This is a genomic window from Caulobacter sp. GW821-FHT09B08 (genome assembly GCF_059418225.1).
In genome coordinates, this window is record NZ_JBWKPL010000008.1 from 112,737 (window position 1) to 129,986 (window position 17,250).

At 67.8% G+C, this 17,250-nt stretch carries 14 protein-coding genes; 5 read left to right on the forward strand and 9 right to left on the reverse strand.

What is annotated here, in order from left to right; all coding sequences use genetic code 11:
* The first annotated feature begins 13 nt into the window (after positions 1–13).
* The 3 genes from AC07OA_RS20735 (at position 14) to AC07OA_RS20745 (ending at position 4,133) form a co-directional block, all read left to right on the forward strand.
* Positions 14–1,204 (forward strand): glycosyltransferase family 4 protein, encoded by a 1,191-nt coding sequence (locus tag AC07OA_RS20735; RefSeq protein WP_494665719.1) that lies wholly within the window; start codon positions 14–16, stop codon positions 1,202–1,204.
* Positions 1,201–2,685 (forward strand): lipopolysaccharide biosynthesis protein, encoded by a 1,485-nt coding sequence (locus AC07OA_RS20740; protein WP_494665720.1) that lies wholly within the window; start codon positions 1,201–1,203, stop codon positions 2,683–2,685. Before AC07OA_RS20735 ends, AC07OA_RS20740 begins: the two co-directional genes overlap by 4 nt.
* A gap of 95 nt (positions 2,686–2,780) precedes the next feature.
* Positions 2,781–4,133: a hypothetical protein gene (locus tag AC07OA_RS20745; RefSeq protein WP_494665721.1), complete on the forward strand. Its 1,353-nt coding sequence runs from the start codon at positions 2,781–2,783 to the stop codon at positions 4,131–4,133.
* Positions 4,134–4,141: 8 nt separating this feature from the next.
* Here the strand turns inward: AC07OA_RS20745 and AC07OA_RS20750 are convergent, their stop codons facing one another.
* The 5 genes from AC07OA_RS20750 to AC07OA_RS20770 all read right to left on the reverse strand — a co-directional run bounded on the left by AC07OA_RS20750 (position 4,142) and on the right by AC07OA_RS20770 (position 9,257).
* Positions 4,142–5,272, reverse strand: a complete 1,131-nt coding sequence (locus AC07OA_RS20750; protein ID WP_494665722.1) for an acyltransferase family protein — start codon at positions 5,270–5,272, stop codon at positions 4,142–4,144.
* A 44-nt stretch (positions 5,273–5,316) separates the two neighbouring features.
* On the reverse strand, positions 5,317–6,309 hold the full coding sequence (locus tag AC07OA_RS20755) for an NAD-dependent epimerase/dehydratase family protein (RefSeq protein ID WP_494665723.1): 993 nt from the start codon (positions 6,307–6,309) through the stop codon (positions 5,317–5,319).
* Complete coding sequence (locus AC07OA_RS20760; protein ID WP_494665724.1) at positions 6,306–7,616, reverse strand: UDP-glucose dehydrogenase family protein; 1,311 nt, start codon at positions 7,614–7,616, stop codon at positions 6,306–6,308. The genes AC07OA_RS20755 and AC07OA_RS20760 overlap by 4 nt, the downstream gene beginning before the upstream one ends.
* 198 nt (positions 7,617–7,814) lie before the next feature.
* The gene (locus tag AC07OA_RS20765; protein ID WP_494665725.1) at positions 7,815–8,363 is read right to left on the reverse strand and encodes a polysaccharide biosynthesis/export family protein; all 549 of its coding nucleotides are present in this window, start codon (positions 8,361–8,363) and stop codon (positions 7,815–7,817) included.
* Between the two features lie 147 nt (positions 8,364–8,510).
* The gene (locus AC07OA_RS20770; protein ID WP_494665726.1) at positions 8,511–9,257 is read right to left on the reverse strand and encodes a metallophosphoesterase family protein; all 747 of its coding nucleotides are present in this window, start codon (positions 9,255–9,257) and stop codon (positions 8,511–8,513) included.
* A 316-nt stretch (positions 9,258–9,573) separates the two neighbouring features.
* Here AC07OA_RS20770 and AC07OA_RS20775 point away from each other — a divergent pair, with 316 nt between their 5' ends.
* Complete coding sequence (locus tag AC07OA_RS20775) at positions 9,574–10,413, forward strand: transglutaminase-like cysteine peptidase (protein WP_494665727.1); 840 nt, start codon at positions 9,574–9,576, stop codon at positions 10,411–10,413.
* Positions 10,414–10,576: 163 nt separating this feature from the next.
* Here AC07OA_RS20775 and AC07OA_RS20780 read toward each other — a convergent pair whose 3' ends face one another.
* Positions 10,577–10,738, reverse strand: coding sequence for a hypothetical protein (locus AC07OA_RS20780; protein WP_494665728.1), 162 nt, complete (start codon positions 10,736–10,738; stop codon positions 10,577–10,579).
* Positions 10,739–10,957: 219 nt separating this feature from the next.
* Between AC07OA_RS20780 and AC07OA_RS20785 the strand changes: the two genes are divergently transcribed.
* Positions 10,958–11,584: a sugar transferase gene (locus AC07OA_RS20785; RefSeq protein WP_494665729.1), complete on the forward strand. Its 627-nt coding sequence runs from the start codon at positions 10,958–10,960 to the stop codon at positions 11,582–11,584.
* A 92-nt stretch (positions 11,585–11,676) separates the two neighbouring features.
* Here AC07OA_RS20785 and AC07OA_RS20790 read toward each other — a convergent pair whose 3' ends face one another.
* The 3 genes from AC07OA_RS20790 to AC07OA_RS20800 are packed head-to-tail and all read right to left on the reverse strand — an operon-like array spanning position 11,677 to position 17,164.
* A complete protein-coding gene (locus tag AC07OA_RS20790; protein ID WP_494665730.1) occupies positions 11,677–13,629 on the reverse strand; it encodes an O-antigen ligase family protein in 1,953 nt (650 codons plus the stop codon).
* On the reverse strand, positions 13,619–15,835 hold the full coding sequence (locus AC07OA_RS20795; protein WP_494665731.1) for a GumC family protein: 2,217 nt from the start codon (positions 15,833–15,835) through the stop codon (positions 13,619–13,621). Before AC07OA_RS20795 ends, AC07OA_RS20790 begins: the two co-directional genes overlap by 11 nt.
* Before the next feature lie 45 nt (positions 15,836–15,880).
* The gene (locus tag AC07OA_RS20800) at positions 15,881–17,164 is read right to left on the reverse strand and encodes an outer membrane beta-barrel protein (protein WP_494665732.1); all 1,284 of its coding nucleotides are present in this window, start codon (positions 17,162–17,164) and stop codon (positions 15,881–15,883) included.
* Between the last annotated feature and the right edge of the window lie 86 nt (positions 17,165–17,250).

Genomic DNA, 17,250 nt, shown 5'->3' on the forward strand with positions numbered 1-17,250 from the left:
GGACATGACCCGCATGGCTGACCCCGCCGCTCAAATGGTCTCCAAGCCGCTGAAGATCGTGTGCGTGGCCTCGTTCCTGAACGTGGCGGGCGCGCCCGAGGCGATCCTGCGCCTGGGCCGGCAGCTGCGCCGTCGCGGCCACGCGGTCGAGAACTGGTTCCTCTACAAGAAGGGCGAGGTCCCGCTGGATCCGCGCTTTGACCGGATCCTGAAAGACACCCCCCGCCCCAGCCCGCTGCAGTATGCGGGCCTGTTCCTGAAGCTGGTGGCCGACCTGCGCCGCGAGAAGCCGGACGTGGTGGTGGCCTTCCTGCCGCTGGCCAATGTGATGGCCTTGACCGCCGCCCGCCTGGCCGGCGTGCGCGTGGCCGTCGCCTCCCAGCGTTCGCCCGGTGACACCTACGGCAGGATCATGCGGATCATGGACCGCGCCCTGGGCTCCATCGGCGTGTTCAGCCGCGTGGTCTGCGTGTCCGAGGCGGTCGAGCAGTCGTTCTCGACCTATCCCAAGCCCTATCGCGACCGGCTGTGCGTCGTGCACAACGGCATCGAGTGGACGCCCTCGACCCTGACCCGCGAGGCCGCCCGCGCCCGGTTCGACCTGCCGGTCGAGGGGCTGATCGTGGCGTCGGCCGGCCGGCTGTCGCCGCAGAAGAACTATCCCCTGCTGCTGGACGCCCTGGCCCAGGCGCCGGGCGTCACGGCGGTGATCGCCGGCGAGGGCGAGTTGCGCGAGGCCCTGGCCGACCAGGCCCGCGACCTGGGGATCACTGATCGCGTCCGCTTCCTGGGCGCCATCGCCCGCGCCGACATTCCCGACCTGCTGCGCGCCGCCGACGTCTTCGTGCAGACCTCGCTGTTCGAGGGCCAGAGCAACGCCCTGCTGGAAGCCATGAACGAGGGCATGCCGACCCTGGTGGCCGACATCCCCGAGCAGCGCGAGACCCTGACCGACGCCCGCACCGGCGAGGTGGTGGGCGAGTTGGCGCCGATCGGCCAGCCCGAGGCCTGGGCCCGGGTGCTGGTCGGGCTGCGCGACGACCCGGCCCGCCGCGCGGCCCTGGCCGCCGCCGCCAAGGCCCTGGTCGATAGACAATTCACCGTCGATCGCATGATCGCCGGCTTCGAGGCGGCCATGACGCCCCGTTCCGCGGCGCGCCCCGCGCCGCCCTCGTCCCAACCTGTAGAAGCGCTCGACCCATGAATCTGAAGAAGCAATTCATCTCGGGCTCGTTCTGGGTGATCGTCGGGCGCGGCTCCTCGAACTTCATGAGCTTCCTGGTGTTCGCCGTCATCGCCCGCTTCCTGGGGCCGGCCGACTTCGGCCTGGTGGCGTTCGCCGCGATCTTCATCGACATCTCGCGCGCCCTGGCGCTGTCGGGCATTCCCCAGGCCCTGATCCGGGGCGAGGAATGGGACGAGAAGGTCGCCTCCACGGCCTTCTGGCTGAACATCATCTTCTCGGTGCTGCTGGCCCTGATCCTGGCCGGCGCCGTCGGGCCGGTGCTGGGGCATTTCTACGGCCAGCAGATCGCCATCGTCATCGCTGTGCTGTCTCTGACCTTCGTCATCGAGTCGGTCAGCGCCGTGCACGAGGCCAAGCTGCGCCGCCAGTTCGGCTATCGCGCCCTGGCCAACCGCTCGCTGGTCGGCACCATCGCCGGCGGCGTGGTCGGCATCGGCATGGCCGTGACGGGCTTCGGCATCTGGGCGCTGGTCGGCAGCCGCCTGGCCAATTCGATCATCCAGTCGATCACCCTGTGGGCGACCGTGCGCTGGAACCCGCGCTTCACCTTCTCCAAGCAGCACGCCGGCGAGCTGATGTCCTACGGCGCCCACCTGGGCAGCTCGGCCATCCTCGGCAAGCTGAACCTCAAAACCGCCGAGATCGTCATCGGGGTGTTCGCCAACACCGTGGGCGTGGGCCTCTACCGCGTGGGCTCGCGCACCGTCACCATGATCAACGACGCCGTGGTGGCCCCGCTGCAGACCACGGCCCTGTCGGCCCTGTCGCGCGCCAACGAGCGCGGCAACCTGGCCAGCGCCTATCTGCGGATCATCAAGTCCTGCGGCCTGTTCGCCTTCCCGGTCTATCTGGGCACGGCGGTGATCGCGCCCGACTTCACCACCATCTTCTTCGGCGCCCGCTGGGCCAGCAGCGGCACGATCATGTCGATGCTGGCCATCGGCGGCGCGGCCCAGACGGTGCTGGCCTTCACCCACCCGGCCCTGGTGGCCGTGGGCCGCACGCGCTTCGTGTTCCTCAACAGCCTGTTCAACATGGCGATCAACGTCGCCATCGCCCTGATCATGGTCCGCTGGGGCGCCGAGGCCGTGGCGCTGGGCTACAGCATCCGCGCCTATGTGGCCATTCCGTTCGCCCTGTTCTTCCTGCGCAAGGCGCTGGAGCTGGAGCCCATGGACGTGTTCAAGGGCATCTTCCCCACCTTCTTCGCCGGGGTGGTGATGGCCGGCCTGCTGTACGTGGCGCGCGAGCACCTGCTGCAGCACCTGCACCCCATGCCCCGCATGCTGGCCATGGTCGCGGCGGGCGGCCTGATCTACACCGCCACCCTGTGGGTGGTGGGCCGCAAGTTCGTGCTGGAGATCAAGGACGAGGTCCAGCCGCTGCTGGCGGGCTTCCTCAACAAGAAGAAGAAGGCGCCCGTCACGGCCGGCGAATGACCTTCGCGTCCCTGACCGCGAGGCCATAAAACGGACGAACCGACCAGGGAACGTCGAGACGGGCTGAAGGGGGCGTGTTTGGACAAGGCGCGTTCATGAGCACTCCGGCATCCCGTCTCGGTCGCCTGGTCGCGGTCCTGCTATGCGGCGCATCGGGACTGGCCGGGACCGCCTTCGCCCAGTCGGATCCGCCCGCGCCCGTTCCTGCGAGTGAGCCGGTCGTCGCCGGGGCCTCGACCAAGGGGGGCCTCGTCCCCGACACCCGGATCGTCCATGTCGTCAATCTGCACGACGACGGCCCCGGCTCGCTGCGCGAGGCGTTGGACCTGAAGGGTCCCCGGGTGATCGTCTTCGACGTGGGGGGCGCCATCGCGCTGAAGAGCGATCTCAAGCTCCACGAGCCCTATGTCACCCTCGCCGGCCAGACCGCCCCGGCCCCGGGTATCAGCCTGTGGGGCGGGCCGCTGCGCATCCGCACCCACGACGTGGTGATCCAGCACATCGCCGTGCGCTCGGGTCCCGCGGACACCGCCAAGATCAACGGCAACCGCGACGCCATCAGCATCGACGGCAATTCCAAGTCCGGCGAGGCCAACCACTCCTACCAGGTGCGGCTGGAGAACGTCAGCGCCAGCTGGTCGGTCGACGAGGCCATGAGCCTTTGGTACCCCACCACCCGCGACGTCACCGTCCGCCACAGCATCGTCGCCGAGGCCCTCAGCAACGCCGGGCACCCCAAGGGCAAGCACTCGATGGGCCTGTTGATCGGGGCCAATGTCCAGGCCGTGGCGATCACGGGCAACCTGCTGGCCAGCAACATGTTCCGCAACCCCGTGGTGGGAAAGGGAACCTCGGCCTTCGTGGCCAACAACTACATCGTCAATCCCGGCCAGAACGCCATCCACTTCTACGGCCGGGGGTCGGAAGCTCCCACCCGCGCCACCGTGATCAACAATGTCGTGGAGGCCGGCCCCGACACCAAGAAGACCATCTCCGGCGTGCTGGTCCCCATGGGACTGAAGGGCGAGGACGCGGACGACCAGGTGTTCGTCGACGGCAACCTGACCGAGCTCGGCCCCCGGGGGCAGGCGGTCAAGACCGGCCCCGGCCTGACCCCGGCGGAACAGCCCCCTGTCCGGAGCCTGGACTGGACCCTGAACCCGGCCGACACGGTCAAGGCCGACGTCCTGCGCTACGCCGGCGCGCGACCGGCCGACCGCGACCCGACCGATCGGCGGCTGATCGCCCAGATCCAGGCCGGCGAGGAGCGGATCGTCGACCGCCCGCCCGAGACCGGAAACTTCAAGACCGTGAAGCGGCGCGTGGCCAGGGTTCCGCGCGATCCCCTGGCCGCCGGCCCCGACGGGCGCACGCGGCTGGAAGTGTGGCTCTGCGACCAGCACTTCGCCGTCGGCGGCGCACCGTCGCAGGACTGCCCAGTACGCTAACTTGGCCGCTAGACCGCCGGCTGCGCCTGACGCTGACGGGCCGCCTCGGTCCGGCGACGCCAGACCTCGCTGAAGAAGCTCATCAGGCGGCGCTCCACCAGCACGTGGACGGCGTAGCCGCCGGCGATCATCAGGGCGACCAGGATCGGATAATAGACGATCGTCGCCAGCGGCGAGGCCAGGTGCAGCTTGAGGAACACCTTGTCGACGATCCAGCCCACCAGCCAGTGGACCAGATAGATCGAGTAGGACGCATCGCCCAGGGCGGTCAGCAGGCGTCCGCCGGGCGTCGCCTGGGGTCCGGCGCCGCCGGCCGTCACCAGGCCGAAGACGATGGCGCCGCACAGCACGCCGGCCAGCAGGACCTGACCGGTCAGCACGTCCATCGTCGCGGCGAAAGCCGGCACGACCAGGCCGCCGGTGAACAGCACCACCGTGGCGACCGCCGAGAGGGCCAGGCCCCATCGTGGCCGCCAGCGCTGGCTGAGGAAATAGACGGCCGCGCCGACCGCGAACTCGAAATAGCGCGGGCTGAGATACGGCGCCGCATAGCCCTGGGCGGTGAACACCCCGGTGTTGTTCATCACGATCAGGGCGGCCCAGAGCCCGATCAGGGCCCAGCCGATCCGCTTGCTGAGGATCAGCAGCGAGAAGATCGCGTAGAACGACACCTCGAAAACCAGGGTCCAGGCCACGCCGATGACCTGGCCGTTGGGGACATTGGGCAGCAGGAAGAAGCAGCGGATCAGGCTGGCCGGATCGCGCGCGGTGCCGTCGCCGGCGCTGGGCACAACGAAGTACAGCGGGATCACCAGGGCGAACAGGATCCAGTACAGCGGATAGATCCGCGTGGCCCGGCGATAGGCGTAGCGCGCCAGGGCGGCGGGCCGGCCGATGTCGGCGGCATGGATGTAGAAGATGATGAAGCCGCTGATCACGAAGAACAGGTCCACGCCCAGCTTGCCGAACTGGAAGACGTGGAAGCCCGTCAGGCTCTCGGCGTGCTTGGCCACCCGCTCGGAGGCGTGGAAGCAGCACACCGAGATAGCCGCGATCGCCCGGCCGCACTGCAGCCAGTCGAGCTTCTGACGCTCCGACTTGGCCGGCGCGGAGACGAGGGTCGGCGTTTCTTCAACCATCCTGCCCTCGCTCCATCCGTTCCCTGGCCGCCCCCGACCTCATCCTATCGACCGTGGAAGGTCGGCCACCACTCGGCGAACCGCCCCAGGCCTTCCTTCAGCTTCACCTTGGGCTTGTAGCCGGTCAGGGCGTTGAGCTTGGAAACGTCGGCATAGGTGGCGGTGACGTCGCCCGGCTGCATGGGACGCATGATCTTGACCGCCTCGCGGCCGATGGCGGCCTCCAGGGTGGTGATCATGTCCATCAGGCCGACCGGATCGTTGTCGCCGATATTGTAGATCTCGTGACCGCCACGGGCCGGAGGATTGTCCAGAATCCCGACGATTCCGTCGACGATGTCGTCGATATAGGTGAAGTCGCGGGCCATCTTGCCCTCGCCATAGACCTCGATGGGCTCGCCCTTGAGGATCTTCTGGGTGAAGCCGTAATAGGCCATGTCGGGGCGGCCCCACGGACCGTAGACCGTGAAGAACCGCAGGCCCGACATCGGGAAGCCGTAGAGCTTGGCGTAGCTGATGCTCATCAGCTCGTTGGCGCGCTTGGTGGCCGCGTACAGCGACACCGGCGCGTCGACCGGATCGGTCTCCTTGAAGCCCGCGCCCTCACCGGCGCCCAGGGACTGGGGCCGGTCGCCATAGACCGAGCTGGACGAGGCGTAGACCAGGTGGGTCACGCCGTTGTGCCGCGCGGCCTCCAGGATCGACAGGTGGCCGGCCAGGTTGGAGCGCTGGTAGGCGAACGGATTGTCGATCGAGTAGCGAACCCCGGCCTGGGCGGCCAGGTGCACGATGCGCTTGGCGCCGCTGGAGCGGACCAGCTCCAGCACCGCCTCGGCGTCGGCGATGTCCATGCGGACCATGGTGAACCCCGGCCGCCCGTCGAGACGGGCGGCGCGGGCGGCTTTCAGGGCCGGGTCGTAATAGTCGTTGAAGACATCGACGCCGATCACGGTCTCGCCACGGTCGAGCAGGCGCTCGGCCACGTGCATGCCGACGAAACCGGCTGCGCCGGTGACGATTACCGGCCCGTCGCTCATGCGCCCCGCCCGATCGAGGCGTAGGTGAAGCCGGCGCGGACCATTTCGGCGGGCTTGTAGACGTTGCGCAGGTCAACCACGACCGGAGCCTTCAGCAGGCTCTTCAGGCGGGTCAGGTCCAGGGCGCGGAACTGGTCCCACTCGGTGATGATCAGCAGGACGTCGGCGCCTTCGGCCGCCTCATAGGGGCCGCCGACGAACGTGACGTCCGGCATCATGTGCGACGCTTCCTTGGCGCCTTCCGGATCGAAAGCCTTGACCGTGGCGCCCTTGGCGATCAGCGCCGGCAGGATATCCAGGCTGGGCGCGTCGCGCATGTCGTCGGTGTTGGGCTTGAAGGTCACGCCCAGCACGCCGACGGTCTTGCCCGACAGGTCGTCGGAGCCGAGCACGGCGGCGACCTTCTCGGCCATGGCCTTCTTGCGCGAGTCGTTCACCGTGACGGTGGTCTCGATCAGCTTGGTGGGCGCGCCGTACTGCTGGGCCGTGCGCACCAGGGCGATCGTGTCCTTGGGGAAGCACGAACCGCCGTAGCCGGGGCCGGCGTTCAGGAACTTGCCGCCGATCCGCTTGTCCAGACCGATGCCGCGAGCGACCTGCTGCACGTCGGCGCCGACCTTTTCGCAGAGGTCGGCCATCTCGTTGATGAAGGTGATCTTCATCGCCAGGAAGGCGTTGGCCGCGTACTTGATCAGCTCGCTGGTGCGGCGGCCGGTGAAGATGATCGGCGTCTCGTTCAGCGACAGCGGGCGGTAGAGCTCGCGCATCACCGCCTGGGCGCGTTCGTCGTCGGTGCCGACCACCACGCGGTCGGGACGCTTGAAGTCCTCGATCGCCGCGCCTTCGCGCAGGAACTCGGGGTTGGAGACCACCGCGAACTGGGCGTCGGGACGGACCTTCTTGATGATGGCCTCGACCTCGTCGCCGGTGCCGACCGGCACGGTCGACTTGGTGACCACGACGGTGAAGCCCTCGATCAGGCCGGCGATCTCCTCGGCGGCCGCGTAGACGTAGGAGAGGTCGGCATGGCCGTCGCCCCGGCGGGTGGGCGTGCCCACGGCGATGAACACCGCGTCGGCTTCCTTGATGGCCTGGGCGCCTTCGAGGGTGAAGAACAGCCGGCCTTCGCGCACGTTGCGCGCCACCAGGTCGTCCAGGCCCGGCTCGAAGATCGGGATCTCACCCTTCTCCAGCCGCTCGATCTTGCTCGGATCCTTGTCGATACAGGTCACCACGTGACCGAAATCGGCGAAACACGCCCCAGACACCAGGCCGACATAGCCCGTGCCGATCATCGCTACGCGCATAGTATCCCCACTTTTAAAGACCCCCGCCCAATGCAGCGGGACAAAAACAGTCGCGAACCTAGTCGCTTAAATCGACGGCGCGAGGCAACCGGGAACCGCTCGAAACCGAGCGGGCTCTGGCGGCCCAGGTTGAAGCGCCGTGGGTTTAGGCGGGTCGGCCCAGTTGAAGTGCAGACGCGAGAAATCGCGTCCGGGCGGCTAGAAGAACCGTTCGCCGATGCGAATGGTGTCGCCAGGCGCGACGGTGGTCGAAGGCGAAAGCTGAGTTTTCGTCTCCGTGCTTTCACCGTTGCGCTTGATGAAGACCTTGCTCTTGTCGGCCCGGTAGGTGTAGCCGCCGGCGGTCGCCACGGCGTTCAACACGGTCAGGCCCGACGTATAGGGATAGGTGCCCGGCTTGGTCACCTCGCCCAGGATGTAGAACGGACGGAAGCCCAGAACCTCGGCGCTGACGCGCGGCTCCTTGAGGTAGCCGTCGCTGAGCGCCTTCTGCACGGCTTCCTGGAACTGGCCGACGGTCAGGCCCGCGGCCTTGACCTCGCCGACCAGCGGCAGGGAGACCAGGCCAGAGCCCGTCACGAAGAATTCGCCGGAGAGATCGGGCTCGCCATAGACGGTGACCCGCACCTTGTCGCCGGAACCCAGGCGGTAATCCAGCTCGGAGATCACCGACTCGGGCGCGCCGGGCGCCGCGTAGGTGGGCGCCGGAGGCGGCGGCGCATCCTGAGCCAGGGCGGGCGCGGCCATCAGGCCGATAAGAGCCGCGCACAACGACGACGCGAACACATTCCAGAAAGGTCGAGCCATAGTCATCGGTTAAGAGTTCTCAAGATTACATCAGTCCCTATAGAGCGATGTCATGACATGGGTATGTGACGACGACAAGGCGAAGCGCTACCCGAGGTGAGACTTTCGCGCCTGAAGCACAACGGGCGGACTCTCGGTCAAACGAACGGCGGTCAATACGCCCGTCGCATAGGCGCCTGTGTCGATATTGATGCGATCTTTCCCCAGGAACGGCTCGGCGTCCGGCGTGTGGCCGTGCACCACCACGCAGCCCAGGCGGTGCGGCAGACTGAGGAAGTCGTTGCGGATCCACATCAGATCCTCGGGCTCCTGCTGCTCCCACGGCACGCCCGGCCGCACGCCGGCGTGGACGAACAGGTAGTCGCCATATCGCGCCGACAGCTCCAGCCCTTTGAGGAACGCCAGGTGCTCCGCGGGCAGGGCCTCGCGGAACTGGGCCTGGACAACGCGCCAGCTTTCGGGGTCTCCGCGCCCCGGCGGGCGAACCACGCCGTAGGAGGCCAGGGTCTCGCCGCCGCCGAACTCGACCCAGGCGGGCCCCGCCTCCGACGACTCCAGGAACGACAATAGAGTCTGTTCGTGATTGCCCATCAGGACGCGCAGCTCGAAGCCGCTTCTGCGGTCGGCCGCCGACTTCAGGGCGATCAGCCGATCGATGACGCCCTTCGACGCCGGACCGCGGTCTATATAGTCGCCCACGAAGATCAGCACCGGCAGCTCGCCCCGGCCCTGGCCGGCCACGTCGCGCGCGATGGCGTCCAGCAGCATGTCCAGCAGCTCCAGCTGACCATGCACGTCGCCCACCGCATAGATCAGCCGACCGCCCGTGGACACGGCGGCGGAACTGGCCGCGGAGCGAGCCTTGGGACGGAGAAAGTTGAAGCGCATCACCTGGCCAATCGGCGCCGTCGGGCGCCAGCGTTCGACGGCGGCAACTTGCCCCACCCCTTCGCGCCAATCAACCGCCGCCGTGGCCGTTAAGGATAAATAAACCTCGTCGATAAATCTACAATTTACGTAAATACAAAGTCGTTCATTAATCAATAACAGACAAATAACCAAAGAACTTTTACTAGTTATTACCACATCTTTTGAGCCGATATTCAGGCGTTAATTGCATTTTGGTCTCGCATTCAACAGCGAGACTTCCATGTTCACCCGTCGCCAGCTAGTTACTATCGTTAGCGCGACCGCAGCTCTGCTGAGCAGCACGGCGGCTTATGCGGGCTCGCGTCCCTTCATGCCTCAGGGCGGCGCCATGGCGCCCCCGCCCGGCTTCACCGACCTCTGCGAGCGCGGCGGGATCCCCTGCGGATCGCTGCAGGCGGTCGCGGCCTCGGCGGAACTGGCCGCGACCGACGCGGTCCAGGTCACCTCGTCGATCGGCGGCGCCTCGTCGTTCCCGCAGCTGGCGCGCGCGCAGCGGGCCGAGGCCCAGGTCCAGCCGCACGGCGGCCTCCAGGCCTATCGTCCGGAGATCGCCGAGGACTTCGTCACGGCCGAGCGCCGGATCGTGGCGGCGTTCGAAACGACCGCCCCGGAAGCGCCCGCCACGGTCGCCGCTCCCACGGTCCTGGCCGTCGCGGACGAGAACCCCATGCTGCGCCAGGCGCAGATGAAGATGATCAACGCGGTCAATCGCGACGTGAACCGCGAGGTCCGCAAGGCCACCGACTTCGATCTCTACGGCATGCCCGAGTACTGGTCGCTGCCGCGCGTCATCAACGGCAAGATGTACGGCGACTGCGAGGACTACGCCCTGGAGAAGCGCCGCCGGCTGATCGAGGCCGGGGTTCCGGCCAAGGCCCTGTCGATGGCCGTCGCCGTCACCGCGCGCGGCGAGACCCACGCCGTCCTGATCGTGCGCTTCGAGTCCGGCGACTGGGTGCTGGATAACCTGACCCCCTGGGCCACGCCCTGGGAAGAGCTGAACTACACCTGGATCCAGCGCCAGGTCGCCGAAACCGGCGCGTGGGTGTCGATCAGCTGATCCGGTCCGGATCCGAAACGGACAACGCCCAAATAAAAGGCCCCCGCGACTTGGTCGCGGGGGCTTTTTCTCGTTGGGACCCGGGCAAGGCATGGAAACCGGACAAAGAAAACGCCGCCCCGAAGGGCGGCGCATGTCAGGTCCGAAAGTCTGAAGGCTTGGGCTAGAACGCCAGGCGGACCAGGGCCACCAGGCCTGACCAGCAGGCGCCGGCGACCATCGCGGTCAGCATCCAGCCCGCCAGGCGGGGCAGACGGCGCGAGGCGCGCGCCGTGGCGGCGCGGGGCGCGGGGATCAGTGAAACGTTGGCCTGAATGGTGGACATGGGGGTCGCTCCTCTGAACTTGGAGCTTAGATCACGAGCCCTAACCCTGGCCTAACGAACGTGATTTACGCATCTTCATCATAATCTATGGTTAAGCTGAGGTTTATATGCGACGCGGCCGCTGCATTGCGGTAGAGAGAATTTGGGCTGCCTCTGGACCATACTCTGGGCGGATTTGTAGGGGATTGTGCGGTGACGGGGAGCTTGAATACAGAAGTCATGCAGCACGCTACGACCCAGTTCCTTCCGCGCGTCGCGGTCGATCCGATCAAACGCTTCTGCGATTTTTGCGCGGCGTTGCTGTTGTTGGTGTTTTTCGCACCTGTGCTGTTGCTCACGGCGCTGCTGATCAAGCTGGAGTCCCCCGGACCCGCTCTGTTCCGGCAGACGCGCGGCGGACTCAACGGCCGGCCGTTCACCATCTACAAGCTGCGCTCGATGCGCTGCGAGGAAAACGGCCCCAGCGTCGTCCAGGCCCAACGGGGCGATGACCGCATCACCAAGATCGGCAAGCTGATCCGCATGGCCAGCGTCGATGAATTGCCCCAGCTGCTGAACGTGCTGAAGGGCGACATGTCGCTGGTCGGCCCCCGGCCGCACGCTCAGGCCCACGACGATTACTACGGCGCGCTGATCCCCAGCTACAATCAGCGCTTCATGGCCCGCCCGGGTCTGACGGGCCTCGCCCAGATCAAGGGCCTGCGCGGCGCCACCGGCGAGGTCGAGGAGATGTCCCAGCGGGTCAAGGCCGACATCGACTATATCGACAACTGGACCCTGTTCACCGATCTGCGGATCATGCTGCTGACCGTGCCGCACCTGCTGCTGGCCGAGAACGCCTACTAGGCCAAGCCTTTCGATCGGGCCCTCCAGCGGAGACGCCCGATCCCTCCCCAATCCATCGGTAAGATCGCGCTCAGCCCTCGATGGGACCGCGCTCAGCGCGTGGGCGCGACCGTCTGCAGTGCGCCGATCTGCAGGGCCAGGCCGATGCGGCCGGCGGGATCGCGCAGCGCGTTGGCCATGGCCACGAAGCGCGCGGGCTGGCCGGTGCGCCGCCATTCGGCCTTGACGTGATAGGCCGTCTGCAGGCGCGCCGCCTGGGTCAGGCGGCCCCAGTGCTCATAGGCGAAGACGGTCCGCTGGTCGAACAGGCTGGACTGCAGCGGCGCCACTTCGAACGAGCGCTCCAGCGCCTGGTTGGAGCCCTCGTCGTCGCCCGCCGCCGACTCGATCGCCGCCCGTCGCAGCCAGGCCGCGCCCGACGCGGGTCGCAGGGCCAGTTCGCGCACGCTGAGCCGCCGCAGGCGCGCCAGCTCCGCCGGAGCGGGGTTGGGACGAGCCAGACCCAGCTCGACGGCGCGCGCCAGGGCGTCCGCCGGCGCCGTCGGCCAGGCGGTCAAATCCCCGTCCAGCTTGGCCGCGACCAGTGGCGCGCCGGCCAGCACCGCGCACAGGATCGTCACGCCCGCCACCCCGGCCAGCGGCCAGGACCGCCATGCGAAGATCGCGCCGCGATTGCGCGACCGAGCCGCGCAGAGGCTGCCGACCACGCCCAGGATCATGGCGCACAGGGCCTGGACGGCCGGCGTCTGCAGCGCGAAGTCCGTCACGCCATGGGCCAGGAACACCACGGCGCCGCAGACCGCCGCCCGCGCCCACATGCCGGCGGTGCTGTCGCTCAGCCCGCCGCGCAGGATCGGCCAGATCAGGCTGACGAACAGCGCCAGCATGGCGACCGAGCCGACGATCCCGCCCTCCTCCAGCCATTGCAGGTACAGGTTATGGGCGGCGCGAACGTCGTAGAGGATCGACAGCGCCGGCCCGCTGACCACCAGCTGGTTGACGGTCGGGAACGAGCCCAGTCCGAAGCCGCTCCAGGGCGACGACAGGAACGCCTCCCAGTGCGGGTTGAAGATGATCGAGCGGACCTCGACGTCGCGGCCGGTAAGGCTGAAGCGGCTGCTCAGCAGGCCCGCGCTGCGCAGGGCCACGGCCCCGACCAGCAGCACCGCGGCGGTGGCCAGCAGGCCCGCCCCGCCCTTCAGGGTCTGGCGCTGGGCGAACAGGGTCCAGATCAGGAACAGGCCCAGGCCGAACAGCGAGGCGATCACTCCGGCGCGCGAGGCGGTCATCAGCAGCACCGTGGCCAGCAGCCCGACCACGCCCAGCCAGGTCATGGCCTCCAGGTCGCCCCGCCGCAGCACGGCCAGGCCCGAATGGCGGCGGAAGCGGCTCACCACGGCGGCCGTCGCCAGCAGCATGCCCGCGCCGAAGGTGGTGGCGGCGGTGTTGGGGCTGAGCAGGGTGGCCGACAGGCGTTCGGCCCGCCGCACCCCGACATGGTCGGCGAAGGCCACCGCCGCATAGGCGCCCAGGGTGGCGACGGCCGCGCGAAGCGACCACATCGCCCGCGCCTCGGAGGCGCCGACGATCCGGGCCGCCACGAACAGGCAGGCCAGGCCGAAGAGTTGCAGCAGGTTCAGCAGCAGGGCCGAACGGTCCAAGGCTAGGCTGCCGGACTGGCCGGGCAGGTAGCTCCACACAGGATGCGCGCCCCCCGGCCCCCAGGGCGTCAGCGGCCAGACCACGGCGGCGAACAGCAGGGCGAACAGGGCCGCCTGGACTCCGAGGCCCTTCAGGCGCCCCAGGTCTCGGCGGGCCCAGTCGCAGGTGGCCAGCAGGATCAGAAGATAGGCGCCATAGACCCCGGCGAACACCGCAGCCGAGGCCAGGTCGCTGGCGCCGAAGGCCACCACCGCGCAGAACACCACGGCCACCAGGGCCAGGGCGGCGAGCTTTTCCGACAGCGCCAGCTTGCGCGCCCGGCGGCGGGGCGTCCGGTCGCCTTGAGCGGCGACCGAGCGCTCCGCGACCGGATCAGTCGGCATAATACTTGCGGTAGCTCTTGTAATAGTAGTTGGCGTCGCCGTAGCCGTAACGGCCCTGGGCCTTCAGATCGACCTGGGTCAGGGCCACGCCGGCCACGAACACGCCCTGGCCTTGCAGCAGCGACAGGGCCGAGGTGATCGCCTTGACCGGGGTCTTCTTCCAGCGCGCCAGCATGACGACGGCGTCGGCCGACGGCGCCAGGATGCGGGTGTCGGCGATGGCCAGCAGCGGCGCGGTGTCCAGCAGAACCGCGTCGAAACGGCCCCGCAGTTCCTGCAGCAGACGGCTCATGGCCGCCGAGCCCAGCACGTCGCGCGGGGTGTTGGCCGACTTGGTCAGCGGCAGAACCTTGGCGCCGCTGGCGTCCTGGATCAGGGCCTGGTCCAGCGTGCACTGGCCGTTCAGAACCTCGATCAGGCCGACGGTCGGCGGTTCGGCCAGGAAGCGGTTGATGGCACTCTGGCGCAGGTCGCAGTCGACGACGACCACGTTCGCGCCCGAGGTCGCCAGGGTGCGGGCCAGGGAGAAGGTGGTGGTGGTCTTGCCTTCGCCGGGCAGGGACGAGGTGATCGCGATCACCTTCACCGACTCGCCGATCTTGGAGAACAGGATCGCGGCCCGCAGCTTGCGGAAGCTTTCGGCGAAGCCCGAGAGCGGCTTGGTCAGCAGGTAGTCGGCGGGGCTGACCTTGCGGGTCAGCTTGCCCTCGACCGCCGAGCTGAGCAGCGGCACCGAGCCCAGATAGGGCAGGCCCAGACGGCGCTCGACCTCGTCCTCGGTGAACAGGCCGGCCATCAGGATCTCGGCCAGCATCACCGCGCCCAGGCCCGCGCCCAGCGCCGCGGCCAGGCCCAGCATCAGGTTCACGGACGGCTTGGGATAGCTGGGCGAGGTCGGGATCTTGGCTTGCGACACGACGCGCGCGTCGGGCTGTTCGATGCCCTCGCTGGTGGTGGTCTGCTTGAAGCGGGCCAGCAGGGACTCGTACAGCGCACGGACCGACTCGGCCTTGCGCTCCAGCTCGCCCAGACGGATGCCGGCGCGGTTGTTGCCGGCCAGGGCGCCGCGCGAGGCCGAGACGCTGCCCGCCATCGAACCGGTGCGCTGGCGCGCCACCTGGGCCTGGGCCTCGAGGTTGGAGATGATGCGGCGGATTTCGGCCTGGATCTGTTCGTCGATGTCCGCCAGCTCGCGCTTGGCCTTCAGCAGGTCGGGGTGGCGATCGCCGTAGCGGCCGCTCAGGTCGGCGACCTTGGCGCTCTGCTCGGCGCGCTGCGTGCGCAGGCGCTGGACGACCGGCGAGTTCAGCGACTCGCCCACGTCCTCGCCGTTGCTGCCACGAGCCAGCTGGCTCTTGGCGATGGCCAGGCGGGCGTCGGTCTCGGCCTGCGAGGCCCGGGCCGTGGCCAGTTGCTGGTTGAGGCCCGAGATCTCCTGCTCGGTGAGGGTCGCGCCCTCGGCGCTGAGCAGGTTGTTGGCGATCTTGTACTGCTGGACCTCGGCCTCGGCCTGCTGCAGCTGGTCGCGCAGTTCGCCGACGCGCGAGTTCAGCCACTCGTTGGCCTTGGCCGTGGCGTCGAACTTGGCTTCCAGCTGTTCGGTCAGATAGAGGTCGGCGAAGGCGTTGGCCAGCTTGGACGCCTGCTCGGGATTGGGGTGGGTGTATTCCACCGAGATCAGATAGGTCAGGCCCGCGCGGCGGACCTTCAGCCCGTCCAGCACGTGGTCGACGACCCGCTCGCGGCGACGCTGGATCTCGGCCGGCGGCAGGGCCGACGTCGGGGTCACCGACTTCTTGAGCCAGGGCAGCCAGGACTTCAGGCCCTGGGACTGCTCGAGATACGGATTGAAATAGGGATCCTGGTCCAGCTTCAGCTGGGTGACCACGCGGTTGGCCAGCGAGCGCGAGCGCAGCACCTCGACCTGGGTGTCCATGGTCAGGGAGTCCGCCGGCAGGCCCGAGAGCACGGCGCTCATGTCGGTCACCTGCTCCTTGCGCGGATCCAGCATGACCTGGGCGGTGGCCGTGTAGCGGGGGGTCTGCTGCAGGGTGAACAGCAGCACCGCCACGAAGACCACCAGCGCCACCGCCGCGAACAGACGCAGCCGGCGGCGGAAGGTGGCGATCAGAACGTTGAGATCAAGCGTCATCTCTCCGGCGTTTGACGCCGGAGAGATTTGGGTCTCGTAAGCTGAGCCGTCCATGAAAACTCTCGATGGGCGCGGAGGGGGGAGCCTCCGAACGCTGTCCTAGAACTGTAGGGCGACAGAAGCCGCGAGCTTGTTGTCGGTGAAGGACGTTCCGTGGGCCACACCCGACGAGTCTTGCTTCAAATAGGTGTACGTAAGGAAAAGACCGACGCGACGGTTCAGCAGATAGGCCGCCGCGGCGCTCGCACCGGTACGCTTGTCGGTGCGATCGATCTTTTCGTAGTTGTCCTTGCTGTAGTTGGCGTTGGCCGACAGCAGGACGTTCCGCAGCAGTTCGTGGTCGACGCTGACGCCGACGGCGTTCGAGATGTAGCCCGGCGCGCCGCTGGCGACGGCTTCCTCGATCGTCCGGCCGCCGGTGGCGGTCACGGTGGTCAGGGGCGTGGGGAACCACTCCACCTTACCCTCGCCGCTGAAGCCGTCGATCTTGCCGTACGACGGGTTGTCGTAGGTCTGCTTCATGTAGCCGACGGCGATGTCGCCGCGGACCAGGTCGCTGATCTCGAAGTTGGCGCCGACCGTGGTGACGTAACCGTCCGAGTCGCGGCCGGCGATGGCCAGATCGTAGTCCTTCTTGTTGCCCAGCGCCTGGAAGTACAGGGCGGTGTCCGGGCTGACGGCGTATTCGACCTTGCCGCCGTAGTAGAACTCGTTGCGGTCGCGGGTGTCCTGCTCGACCACGCCGCCGATGATGTTGGTGCCGTCATCGTAGTCGTAGTTCAGGTCGTTCAAGCGGCCCGACAGGCGCAGGCGGTTGAATTCCTTCACGCCCGACACCTTGCTGGTGACCAGGCTGTATTCGATCGGCTTCACCGCGCCGACCGGCGACTGCGGCGAGGTGCGCGGTTCGGACAGGGACTGATACTGCACCGAGCCCGAGACGCTGGAGCCGCGCACGATGTCCAGGCGGCCGTTGACCGCCAGGGTGTACTCCTCGGTGTTCTCCGTATCGAAGTCCGAGTAGCGGTTGATCGAGGCCGAGGCGAAGGCGCCCAGGGCGTTACGCGACCAGTTGGAGCGCACCGCGACTTCCGGCTTCACGCGCCAGATGTTGTCGCTCTCTTCGTTCGCCTTGGTGGCGTAGATGTTGTCGTTGTGCTCCAGCGCCACGGTGACGCGCGGATACAGCGTGAAGCCGCCGGTCTTGACACCCACGGCCTCATAGTCCGGGCGCGGACGCTCGCGGACACCGACGTTCTTGTCGCGCTTGAAGTTCGTCGCCTGGCTCTGGGCCAGCGACGCGGCCTGGGTCTGAGCCAGGACGACCTGCGGAATCGACACGGCCAGAGTGGCCGCGATCGTCGCGGAAAGAATGTATTTCATTGTCCTATCCCCACCTTTTGGAAACGCACGTCTCCGCTAGGACTTCGCCACAAACACACAAAAGCAGTTCGGTCGCCCGCCTACCT

Excerpts from the sequence above, each read along its gene's own strand:
- AC07OA_RS20785 (WP_494665729.1), top strand. The coding sequence starts at position 10,958 with ATGCAGCACGCTACGACCCAGTTCCTTCCGCGCGTCGCGGTCGATCCG.
- AC07OA_RS20780 (WP_494665728.1), bottom strand. The coding sequence starts at position 10,738 with ATGTCCACCATTCAGGCCAACGTTTCACTGATCCCCGCGCCCCGCGCC.
- AC07OA_RS20795 (WP_494665731.1), bottom strand. The coding sequence starts at position 15,835 with ATGGACGGCTCAGCTTACGAGACCCAAATCTCTCCGGCGTCAAACGCC.
- AC07OA_RS20740 (WP_494665720.1), top strand. The coding sequence starts at position 1,201 with ATGAATCTGAAGAAGCAATTCATCTCGGGCTCGTTCTGGGTGATCGTC.
- AC07OA_RS20765 (WP_494665725.1), bottom strand. The coding sequence starts at position 8,363 with ATGGCCGCGCCCGCCCTGGCTCAGGATGCGCCGCCGCCTCCGGCGCCC.
- AC07OA_RS20745 (WP_494665721.1), top strand. The coding sequence starts at position 2,781 with ATGAGCACTCCGGCATCCCGTCTCGGTCGCCTGGTCGCGGTCCTGCTA.
- AC07OA_RS20750 (WP_494665722.1), bottom strand. The coding sequence starts at position 5,272 with ATGGTTGAAGAAACGCCGACCCTCGTCTCCGCGCCGGCCAAGTCGGAG.
- AC07OA_RS20790 (WP_494665730.1), bottom strand. The coding sequence starts at position 13,629 with ATGCCGACTGATCCGGTCGCGGAGCGCTCGGTCGCCGCTCAAGGCGAC.
- AC07OA_RS20800 (WP_494665732.1), bottom strand. The coding sequence starts at position 17,164 with ATGAAATACATTCTTTCCGCGACGATCGCGGCCACTCTGGCCGTGTCG.
- AC07OA_RS20755 (WP_494665723.1), bottom strand. The coding sequence starts at position 6,309 with ATGAGCGACGGGCCGGTAATCGTCACCGGCGCAGCCGGTTTCGTCGGC.
- AC07OA_RS20735 (WP_494665719.1), top strand. The coding sequence starts at position 14 with ATGGCTGACCCCGCCGCTCAAATGGTCTCCAAGCCGCTGAAGATCGTG.
- AC07OA_RS20760 (WP_494665724.1), bottom strand. The coding sequence starts at position 7,616 with ATGCGCGTAGCGATGATCGGCACGGGCTATGTCGGCCTGGTGTCTGGG.
- AC07OA_RS20775 (WP_494665727.1), top strand. The coding sequence starts at position 9,574 with ATGTTCACCCGTCGCCAGCTAGTTACTATCGTTAGCGCGACCGCAGCT.